Source organism: Sphingobium sp. LMC3-1-1.1 (genome assembly GCF_040676285.1).
Classification (GTDB): Bacteria; Pseudomonadota; Alphaproteobacteria; order Sphingomonadales; family Sphingomonadaceae; genus Sphingobium.
Genome location: NZ_JBEGHQ010000004.1, coordinates 72,394 through 83,426, shown reverse-complemented (window position 1 = coordinate 83,426; position 11,033 = coordinate 72,394). Strand labels below are relative to the sequence as shown.

Sequence of the window (11,033 nt, the reverse complement as noted above, 5' to 3'; positions counted from 1 at the left end):
AGGAAATCTGGGTCGAAATCCAGTTCCACTCATCCACTGCCTATGCTGTGGAAAACATCCAGTTTGCCGACGGGACGATCTGGAATCTTGCGCGCATCCAGCAGGAAGCATGGTACAGGGGGACCGCCGCGGCAGAGACGATCGACGGCTCTGCGGCTGCCGATACCCTTGTGGGCAAACAGGGTGATGACCTCCTTCGAGGCGGTCAAGGCAACGACACCTATGTCTATGCATCGGGTGACGGCAACGACCACATTGTGGATTATAATGGTGGTGTTGCCGACAGCGACACATTGAAGCTGGTGGACCTCAATCCTGGCGATGTGGAACTGCGCCGGTCGGGCGATCAGCTTTACATCAAGGATCTGACGACCGGCCAGGAAATCTGGGTCGAAATCCAGTTCCACTCATCCACTGCCTATGCTGTGGAAAACATCCAGTTTGCCGACGGGACGATCTGGAATCTTGCGCGCATCCAGCAGGAAGCATGGTACAGGGGGACCGCTGCTGCTGAGACGATTGATGGTTCCGCGGTTGCCGATACCATCGTAGGCAAGGGGGGTGATGACCTCCTTCGAGGCGGTCAAGGCAACGACACCTATGTCTATGCTTCGGGTGATGGCAACGATCATATCGTGGATTATAATGGCGGTGTTGCCGACAATGACACGCTGAAGCTGGTGGACCTCAATCCTGGCGATGTGGAGCTGCGCCGTTCAGGCGACCAGCTTTACATCAAGGATCTGACGACCGGCCGGGAAATCTGGATCGAAATCCAGTTCTACTCATCCGGGGCCTATGCTGTGGAAAACATCCAGTTTGCCGACGGGACGATCTGGAATCTTGCGCGCATCCAGCAGGAAGCATGGTACAGGGGGACCGCTGCTGCTGAGACGATTGATGGTTCCGCGGCTGCCGATACCATCGTAGGCAAGGGGGGTGATGACTTCCTTCGAGGCAGTCAAGGCAATGACACCTATGTCTATGCATCGGGCGATGGCAACGACCATATCGTGGATTATAATGGCGGCGTTGCCGATAATGACACGCTGAAGCTGGTGGACCTCAATCCTGGCGATGTGGAGTTGCGCCGTTCAGGCGACCAGCTTTACATCAAGGATCTGACAACCGGGCAGGAAATCTGGATCGAAATCCAGTTCCATTCATCCACCCTATATTCGGTTGAGAATATTCAGTTTGCCGACGGCACGGTTTGGGATCTCAGCCGCATAACCGCTGTCGCTGCAACGAGCGGTAACGATGTCTTAGTGGGCACCGCTCAAAAGGATTGGCTCCATGGGCTTGACGGTAACGACACTCTGACTGGCGGCGGCGGCAATGATCTGCTCGATGGTGGCGCGGGTAATGACACAGCCATCTTTGCGGGCGCGATGGCCGACTATTCGGTCATCACAACCAATGGCGTCATCACGATCACGGATAACCAGCCCACCGTGGATGGCGACGACGGAACCGACACGCTTGTCGGGATTGAGACGTTGCAATTCAAGGACGGCAGCATCTCGCTTGCTGCGCCGATCGTGCTCGACCTCAATGGGGACGGGGTGCATCTGATTGACAAGGCGGCCTCGAACGTCCGGTTCGACTGGAACGGTGATGGCAACGCCGACAAGACTGGCTGGGTCTCGAGGGGCGATGGTCTGTTGGCGTTCGACCGCAACGGTGACGGGACGGCATCGGGCGCCGACGAACTTTCGTTTGTGAATGATGTGGCAGGCGCCAGGTCGGACCTTGCGGGGCTCGCGGCCTTCGACAGCAATGGCGACGGTCAGTTGTCTGCCGCAGACGACGGTTGGTCGCGTTTCGGGGTTTGGAGCGATGCCAATGGCGACGGAAAGGTGGATTCGGGCGAATTCCTCACCATGGCGCAAGCCGGCGTGGCGTCGCTCGATTTGAAGGGCACGCCCACGGCAGAAAAGTATGAGCTGGGTGACAATCTTGTCGTCAATACGGGGTCTTTCACTCGGGCGGACGGTTCGACCGGGGCGTTCGATGACGTGGCTTTTGCTTATGGTGGGCCTGACAGTGCTACAACGAACCAGCCTTCAGGCGTGGCGGCGGCGTTAGCCAATGCCGAAAGGTTTATTCAAGCGAGCGCAACCTTCGGCGTGCTAACCGGCGCCGATCTCATCGCACACAATGATGTCTCTGAGACGAATCCCCTCCAACGTTGGGAATATGCGGGCACTTCACGAGGCATTTGAAGTTTATGCAATTATGAACTTGCCCTGTTCGCGTGGGCGGGTGGTAAATGACATGATGGAATTGTTATTAACATAATTACTATTCACGAGCGTTTTGCGCCGGAGCGGGCGTTTCATCTCCCAGCGCGGCGATTGCACAGCGACAGCACTGGCCTGTTCAAACGGAACTTCCGTCAGGATCAGCCATGTCCTGGTCGCGCCAGGTTTATATCCTTTATCGCGATTTTTATCGCGATTTATTTAGGTTGTTCAGCGGCTTGAAGTTATGGTCGCGAAATCCGCAAAAATCTGCGGATTTCGGTTGGCCGGATAAGCCCAGAATTCGGACCATGGCGGTTTTTGGTACCGCCATGCGCAGGTTCGAATCCTGCCGCCCCAGCCACGATTTTGGCCCATTATGACCAACAAGGTCTCAAGGGGTTCCAAAAAAATGGCCTGTTTTCAGAGACTTGTTTCGTATATTCTGTCCCACACAGGAGCCATTCCGATCGGGCAGTCTCATGCGATTTGTTGGTCAGCCTGTTGGTAAAAACAGGAATCGAAGACGGAAAAAGCGGTCACGCAGGATCGAACCCGGAACAGCTGAACCGGAGTGCCGTTCATGCTGACCGATCAATTGCTCAACACCCTCGTCGCCCTGGATAAGCCGATCAAGAAATCCGACGGCGGCGGGCTTCATATCTTCGTCGTGCCCTTTGGAAGAAAGCGCTGGCGTCTCGCCTATCGCTTCGATGGTAAGCAGAAGACCATCGACGGCGGCGAATACCCTGCCGTCAGTCTGCATCGTGCGCGGGTGTGGCGCGAGGAGATGAAAGCCCTGCTGGCGGCAGGCACCGATCCCATCGCGCACAAGAAAGAGGCCAAGTTCCAGGCCGTCGCCGACAAGGTGACTTTTGCAATGCTCGCGCGCGAATGGATCGAGGCCCGACGGCCGGCCTGGTCGCCGCGCTATGCCCGGCTGATCGAGGGAAGGCTGGAGAATGACGTTCTCCCCATCATCGGTGACAAGCCGATCCGCTCCATCCTGCCGCGCACGATGCTCGAAGCCTTGCGGGTCATCGAGGCGCGGGGTTCCTATGAGATGGCGCATCGCATCAAAAATCATTGCAGCGAGATTTTCCGTTACGGCATTCCCGATGGGCGGTGCGAGACCGATCCGTGCCGCGACCTGTCGGCCGCCATGATCAAGCCGTCACCGGTCCGGCACCGGGCTAAGATCGAGATCAAGGATCTCCCTGAATTTTATGCGCGCCTCAATGCGGACGCGGGTTCCGAACTCAGCCATCTTGCGCTGCGATGGACGATCCTCACCATGGTGCGCACCCAAGAGACGCGCTTTGCCCAGTGGAGCGAATTCGAAGGGCTGGGGAGTGACGAACCGCTCTGGCGGATACCGCCCGAGCGCATGAAGATGCGTTCCGAGCATCTGGTGCCGCTGCCGCCGCAGGCCATCGATCTGCTGCGCAGGATCAGGGACATCAACCCCTATGGCAAGGCGGGCAATGAGCGGCTGGGTAAATATCTCTTCCCGGTCGCTGGCTCCCGATCGGACACGATCAGCGAGAACCGGATGCTCGACGTCATGTATCGCATGGGCCTGCGCGGCAAGGCGACGGTTCATGGATTTCGGTCGTTGGCGAGTACTGTGCTCAATGAGTCGGGGCATTTCATGCCCGACTGGATCGAGATGCAATTGGCGCACATGCCGCGCGGCGTCAGGGGCGTCTATAATGCGGCGCGCTATCTATCGCATCGGCGCAAGATGATGGCGTGGTGGGCGAAATATCTGGACGCCGCCGAAGAGGCGGCGCCCATAGCGCTGGAGGGATTCAAAGTGGCCCAGCGCAAGCAGGAAAAGGCGCTCGCCTGGTTTCGGGCATCTTGGTGATAGCAGATGACATTCGTCCTATTTGTTAGTCGACAGGATGAGGGCGACCCTTTGTCGCCATTTGCGGCCCCGATCGACGTCTCCACAAGCAGACTTCATTCATGACACACTTCAGTGCAGCATCGGGTTAGGATGCCGATTTTAAAAGGTTGCGGCAATCCTATTGGATAGGACGGTATCCTCAGCTAGACAGCCGCTATGCGGGGGCTGGATATTGCGATCGCGGGCTGCGGGCCATGCGGACTGGCAGCGGCGCTGTTGCTTCACCGTACCGGACATCATGTCACGCTGTTCGAACGCTTCGACACGCCTCGACCCATCGGGTCCGGCTTGATGCTCCAGCCCACAGGAATGGCGGTTCTTTCCAAATTGGGATTGCTGGATGCGGCGCTGGCGCGGGGCGCGCGCGTCGATCGATTGTTCGGCAAGGCGGGCAAGCGGGTGGTGCTCGACGTTCATTATACCGCCCTGCGCGACCGGGGTATGTTCGGCATTGGAATCCACCGCGCCAGCCTGTTTGCGATTCTGCACGACGCCGTCCTGCAATCAGGCATTATGGTCCATACCGGGCGGACCCTGACCGGCAGCGCCTCAGTCGGGGCGAAACGTACCCTGCGCTTTGCTGATGGTGAGACGAGCGATCCCTATGATCTTGTAATCGATGCGCTGGGCACGCGCACACCGCTGGCGCCGCCCACCGGCCGGGAGTTGGCGTATGGCGCGCTGTGGGCGAGCCTCGACTGGCCGCAGGACGCTGCATTTGATCCCCATGCGCTCGCGCAGCGTTACGACCGCGCCAGCATCATGGCGGGAGTCCTGCCCATCGGAACTCCGCCCGGCGCAACGATGCCCAAGGCTGCCTTCTTCTGGTCGCTGCGTGCAGATCGGCTGGACGACTGGCGCAAGGCCGGGCTGGCGCCGTGGAAAGCGCAGGTTGCCGCGCTCTGGCCCGACTGCATGCAGCTGCTCGATCAGATCCACGATCCAGACCAACTGACCTTCGCCCGCTACGCCCATCGAACCCTTGCGGCTCCAGCGGAACCGGCCCTGATCCATATCGGCGATGCCTGGCATTCCGCCAGCCCCCAGCTGGGACAGGGCGCCAACATGGCGTTGCTAGACGCGTGGGCGTTGGCCAAGGCTCTTGCGGCGGAGGATAGTGTCGACGAAGGGGTGCGGCATGCCATCAGACTGCGCCGCCGCCATGTGCTGACCTATCAATGGCTCACTGCGCTGTTTACACCAGTCTATCAGTCGAACAGCCGTCTGCTGCCGTTGATCCGCGACCGCTTGGTCGGACCCCTGTCCAAGCTTTGGCCCGCCACCACCATACAGGCGGCGATGGTCAGCGGGCTGGTTGGGAATCCGTTGCCGCGGCTGGGGCTGGATGGCGATCTGGCGGTCGGCATGCCCATGGCGGAGGCGGCATGATAGAAACGCCGAATGACAGCGACGGCCCGATCATCGTCTTCGACGCAATGTGCGTCCTCTGCTCCGCCAACGCCGCCTTCGTGCTGCGGCACGAAAGCGCTGGCGGCTTTCGGCTGGCGGGCATGCAGGGTGATGTCGGTGCCGCACTCTACCGCCGGTTCGGGATCGATCCGACTAATCCGGAAACGTTGATTGTGGTGGAAGATGGTCGGGCCTTGCGGGACGGCGACGCTGTGCTGCGCATATGGGCGGGGCTGGACCGTCCCTGGAACTGGCTGGCGGCATTCCGCATCGTGCCGCGCTGGCTGCGCGATCCCGTCTACCGCTGGATTGCCCGCCATCGTTATCGGTTGTTCGGCAAGCGATCATCCTGCTGGCTACCGACGCCGGAACAGGCCCGCCGCATCCTGTGAGCCGGATATTACTCCTTGGCGGCTATGGCGGTTTTGGTGGGCGCATCGCACGCCGTCTCGCCTCCGCAGGGCATGAGGTGCTGGTCGCTGGCCGGTCCATCGATAAGGCCAGCAGCTTTTGCGGGGACGCGTTCGGCTTGATCCCGCTGGCGCTGGATCGCACCGAAATCGCCGCCGCACTGGAAGCGCACGAGCCAGACATGGTGGTGGACGCCTCAGGTCCGTTTCAGGCGATGGACCACAGCATTCCCAAAGCCTGCATCGCGGCGGGGATTCATTATGCCGATATCGCCGACAGCCGCGACTTTGTTTGCGGAATCCGGATGCTGGACGACGATGCCAGAGCCGCAGGCGTCACCCTCCTCTCCGGTGCCTCCAGCGTGCCGGCGCTCTCGGGTGCGGCGGTGCGGCATCTGGCGCGGGGCATGGACAGGGTACGCGCGGTCGAGATGGCGATCAGCGCATCCAACAAGGCGACGGCAGGTCCGGCGGTATCTGCTGCCATAGTGGGACAGGTCGGCCAGCCCATGCACATCTGGCGCGGTCAGCGTTGGGCGAAGGCCTTCGGATGGCAAGAGATGCGTTCCGCCATGTTCCAGTGTGCAGGGACGGAAGCAATCACAGGTCGCGAGGTTGCCCTTGTCGATGTGCCCGACCTCGCCCTTCTGCCCGAAAGGTTGGCGGGACGCCCGGCCGTCAGCTTCCGGGCGGGTACAGAACTCCGATTCCAGAATTGGGCGCTCTGGCTCGCCAGCTGGTTGGTGCGTTGGCGGCTCGTCCTCACTCTCGCGCCGCTCGCGCGCTTCCTTCACCCTCTCCAGTCCCTGACCCGTTCGCTGGGCAGCGATCGCTCCGCCATGATCGTGCGCCTGTTCGGTGACGTGGTTGGCCAAAAGGTCGAGCGCCGATGGACGCTGATCGCCGACCGGGGTGATGGTCCGGAAATACCGACCTTGTCCGTGGTGCCCATCGTAGCGCGCATCCTGTCAGGACAGGAAGCCCCAGGCGCCCGCGATGCCGGAGAGGCGCTGACGCTTATCGATTATACCGATGCCTTCGGACAGCTGGCCATCCATCATGATACGACGGAATTGTCTGCTCCGCCGACCTTGTATGAACGTATTATGGGTGATCGTTTCGGACAACTCCCACCGGAGGTGCGCGCCATTCATGATGTGTTCCGCGATGGCGGCGCAGCGGGAGAAGCCATGGTGACCGGTGCAGCGAACCCGGTGGCGGCATTGATCGCGCGGATCGTGGGCTTTCCCAAACCCGGTACTCATTGCCTGCATGTTCATTTTCGTGAAGTGGATGGCCGCGAAAGCTGGATGCGCGATTTTGGAGGGCGGCGCTTTCAGAGCCATCTCAGCCAACGCGGTCGCTGGCTTGTAGAGCGGTTCGGACCGTTCCGCTTCGCCTTCGATCTTCCCAGCGACACTCAGGGATTAAGCATGGTCATGCAGCGATGGTGGATCGGATCCATGCCCTTGCCAGGATGGCTTGCTCCGCGCTCGACCGCCCGGGAATGGTCGGAAAACGGACGTTTCCATTTCGATGTGCCCATCGCATTGCCCTTGATCGGGCGGCTAGTTCATTATCGCGGATGGCTGGAACCAGTAGAAAGCGGATAGCCTATCGTCGACCCTTTGCCGCCATTCGGCGCCCGATTCCCGAGCCTCAGAAGCCGACCGTCTGCTATTCGGCGGCTGTCGACCAGATTCGGTCGTTCCGGTTCGCGCGGACGAACTTCCCCGTATCGATGGAGGCTGCCGCCCAGGCTGATCGAAGCGGACGATCGGCAACGCGCTTGAGTTATCGCCGGTCGGCGGCGAGATTGATGATGCCGATAGCTGCCGTTCATTCCGCTTGCGATGAGTCCCCAGTTAGACAATGCTGCGATCAGCGACGAACGAATTAGTCTCCCCACAAATGGTCTTTCAATTGCATCAACCTACTAGCGACGCCCAAGAAGCGCCTGAGCCTTCTCGCAGTTTGACGAGTTGGGCAGGGATTGTGTCCCTTGTATACATCGCGATCGTCTTGGGCGCGCCACTCGTCGTTAATCTCGGCATTTGCAGCAACAACTCGGCGCACGTTCTGTGCTGGCTGCTACCAAGCACGGCGCTCACCGAATTCGATAAGTGGGGATCCTACTTGTCGGGGGCATTGGTGCCGTTGTCCCTTGTATGGGTTGGCCTCGCGTTTCGATTGCAGCAACGCCAGTTACTTGAGCAGGGGCGACAGCAGGCCCGCGCCTCGGAGATCGCCTTTGAATCCCAGCGGATCGCCGACCGACAGGCGCTGAGCGCGCTTGCGCCGACCTATCTGACAAGGATGGATGCGGCACTTCGTGATTTTGCGGAGCTAATCAATAGCAACCTCTATGGCTCGACCGAAGGAGAAGTTGGAGGGCGGGTTCCCGATGAGGAGGTGGCGACTTCGATGTCGGCCGTTGGCTCGGTGTTCACCACTTATCACAACCGTCTAATCGGTCTCGCAAGAGGCGAGCTAGGCGACGAGGAAGCCCATGACTTGAAGCAGCTGTTTATCGACAGCGATATGTCGGACTACCTCGACTTCTTCTTTGAGCCGTTCAACGAGTTTGAGCGGAGATGTCGCGATCTCGACTGCATGATCCTTATGCCGCCTCATGTCCGCTCGATGGCGGGAACGATCAAGTGGAACTTCCTGCGATCGACTTGGCGCTGGCATCCGGACCAAACCGAGCGACTTCGCCTCGCGCGTTTGGTTGGATGGACGGCCAGCGAGTTGCAAGCTCGATTCGCCGAACAGCCGGAGGATGAGGTGTGGGATCCGTACGACGCTAAACGCGAACACGAACGTCTTGCCAGTCAGCGCCGACGTAGCCGCGCTCAGCATCGTTCATGAGAGGAGGCGTCGCCGCATTCGGATCGTTTTGGAATCTTTCTGACCTTGCCGGCCGCTCACTGTACAGAGACCGGCAGCTAGAATTAGCGGCTTCATTGCCAGAAAGCCGTGGGGGATGAATAAATGTCGGCAGCGAGCCCTACAACAGCGAGCGATGAAGAGTTGCAGCGCTTTTCGGAATCGGAGCGCTACTATCTGGAGACCTCTGCATTCAATCATCTTTTCGACACGTTCACGTTGCAGGAGATCGAACTGACGCGCGCGTACATGCGCAGGAAGGGGGTGATCTTCGTGACATCCCCTACCGTTCTCTGGGAAATTATGCTCGTGTCCGATCGCGAACGGGCAGACGAGATGTTGCTGGCGGCGCAGGCTTTGTTCGATCCAGTGCTGCTCGGCACCCCGACCGAACTCACGGTCCGCTATATGCGCTCGGCCTATCCGCAGAACGTCATCAATTATGACGTCGTCACGTCTCTCTCCTGGGCATCGTCATGGCCAGCAATGACGCGCGAGCTCCGGCGGACCTTTGATTACGATATCGATCAATTGCGTGCGAAGACCGCGCCAATCCGGCAAGTGTCGCGTAACCTTAAGACAGTGATCGAAAGCGAAGGACATGAGCGCGACATGGTTGGGCTCACCGCGAAATTCGTGTCCATGGTCTTTGGCGCCATCCACGAAGACATCGAGCTGTCGAAGCTCGACGAGGTTACCGCGAAGATGGTCATTCTCTACGGGTTCCTGCTCCTGATGACCGGTGCCGATCTCGATGAAGAGCCCGCACGAGAATTTTGGCGGGAGAAAGGATTCTATGGCGAGGACGCACACGCCGAAGTTACGCGGATGTTCACCGATTATCCAGATATCTTCCGACAGGGACCGCTCGTGACGATGGCCGTGATGGCGGCGCTACAATACAAATCAGGGAAGACAAATCGGGGGGCGCTGCATGACGGCATGCACCTAATCTATGCGCCCCATGTCCACGCGATCCTCTCAAACGACGCCGCCTTCCTCGATCTCGCCGGTACATTCCCCTGGATGCGCGCCAAGGTGCGGCACATATCCGAGATCAATCTCCGCATGCTCGAGGTGCCGCTCTATGAATATCCCGACGCACTTCATACGCGGGATGGACTTGAGGGCTAAGAATAGACCTAGCGCGCTACATAACTTCGGACGGCCGCTCACGGGGCCGATAAGGTTGCTGAAATGGTCGAGGTCTGAGCGCTGCGCAGTCAGGCGCGGTAGGGCAGGGTCGATCGCCAGACGTCGAGGCCGTGGCTGGCGAAATAGGCTTCCTGCGTGGCCGCGTCGGAAATGCTTATTGTCGGGCCGAGCCCGGCGCTGACGATCGCGCTCGATCCGTCTTTGCGGCTCAACGGTAAGGCGATGTAGCGCGTCGCGCCATAAGCGCCGTTCCGCATGCGGACCGTTAGCGCCGGGACTTTCCCGCCACCGGTCCGGTTGCCGCCGACATCTTCAAGGCTGGCGTCGCCTTGACGGATCAGCATGCGGGCGATCCGGACCTCGCGTTCGTCTGCAAAGCCTGGATGCTTAACGTTGAACAGATCGGCGACGAGGTGACGCGCAAACTCCATCAGTTCGTTCGGGTCACTGGGCGCTTCCTCTGCCTGCGCCTGCACAACCTCGAGAGCGGTGCGCAACATCTTGTCGACTAGGCCTTCCTCATACAACACGGTGCGGATCGCAACACCTGCGTCGTGCTCGAGATAGCGCGCATCGATACCGAGCACGCAACCTGCACCGTTATTGGCATAGCTGCGCCACTGGCCTAGATCGTCGCGCCGTGCGGTAAGCGATCCCAACATCAATCCGGTGTTTGCGGTCAGGCCTTCGAGCATGAAAATGACGCAGGTGCGCGCGAGCGTTTCAATGTACACCTCGCGATTTGTAAGCAGGGTGACGAGTTTATCGCGCGCATACGTAAATTCCGATGCGTCATTCATTGCGGTAAATTCACTCATCCAGATCGCGCGCGTCTCGACCATCGCCCTTGCTGCTTTGACCGAGGTGTAATGATAAACGATCGGCGTGTCGTTTGAGCTGAAGTGCCACGGCAGGTCCATGCTGGATTGCTAGGGCAGTCTGAGCTTTTTGGAAAGGCTGGCGCGGCTATTCTGGACGAATTCCGCTGACTTCAACACGCACGTCATTGGTGGG

At 59.6% G+C, this 11,033-nt stretch carries 8 protein-coding genes; 7 read left to right on the top strand and 1 reads right to left on the bottom strand.

What is annotated here, in order from left to right; all coding sequences use genetic code 11:
• From MRBLMC3_RS07930 to MRBLMC3_RS07900, 7 genes are all read left to right on the top strand, one after another.
• Positions 1-2,225 (top strand): calcium-binding protein (locus MRBLMC3_RS07930; RefSeq protein ID WP_363827391.1); only part of this gene is annotated, 2,225 nt, incomplete at its 5' end.
• 601 nt (positions 2,226-2,826) lie between these two features.
• Entirely contained in the window at positions 2,827-4,113 is a 1,287-nt protein-coding gene (locus tag MRBLMC3_RS07925) for a tyrosine-type recombinase/integrase (protein WP_363827389.1), read from the top strand.
• A 198-nt stretch (positions 4,114-4,311) separates the two neighbouring features.
• Positions 4,312-5,544, top strand: coding sequence for an FAD-dependent oxidoreductase (locus tag MRBLMC3_RS07920; RefSeq protein ID WP_363753382.1), 1,233 nt, complete (start codon positions 4,312-4,314; stop codon positions 5,542-5,544).
• A complete protein-coding gene (locus tag MRBLMC3_RS07915; protein ID WP_363827386.1) occupies positions 5,541-5,957 on the top strand; it encodes a thiol-disulfide oxidoreductase DCC family protein in 417 nt (138 codons plus the stop codon). The genes MRBLMC3_RS07920 and MRBLMC3_RS07915 overlap by 4 nt, the downstream gene beginning before the upstream one ends.
• Positions 5,954-7,588: a precorrin-6A/cobalt-precorrin-6A reductase gene (locus MRBLMC3_RS07910; RefSeq protein ID WP_363827384.1), complete on the top strand. Its 1,635-nt coding sequence runs from the start codon at positions 5,954-5,956 to the stop codon at positions 7,586-7,588. The genes MRBLMC3_RS07915 and MRBLMC3_RS07910 overlap by 4 nt, the downstream gene beginning before the upstream one ends.
• Before the next feature lie 382 nt (positions 7,589-7,970).
• The gene (locus MRBLMC3_RS07905) at positions 7,971-8,846 is read left to right on the top strand and encodes a hypothetical protein (RefSeq protein WP_363827382.1); all 876 of its coding nucleotides are present in this window, start codon (positions 7,971-7,973) and stop codon (positions 8,844-8,846) included.
• A 123-nt stretch (positions 8,847-8,969) separates the two neighbouring features.
• A complete protein-coding gene (locus MRBLMC3_RS07900) occupies positions 8,970-9,998 on the top strand; it encodes a hypothetical protein (RefSeq protein ID WP_363827379.1) in 1,029 nt (342 codons plus the stop codon).
• 89 nt (positions 9,999-10,087) lie between these two features.
• Here the strand turns inward: MRBLMC3_RS07900 and MRBLMC3_RS07895 are convergent, their stop codons facing one another.
• Positions 10,088-10,939: a DUF2971 domain-containing protein gene (locus tag MRBLMC3_RS07895; protein WP_363827377.1), complete on the bottom strand. Its 852-nt coding sequence runs from the start codon at positions 10,937-10,939 to the stop codon at positions 10,088-10,090.
• Positions 10,940-11,033: the final 94 nt, after the last annotated feature.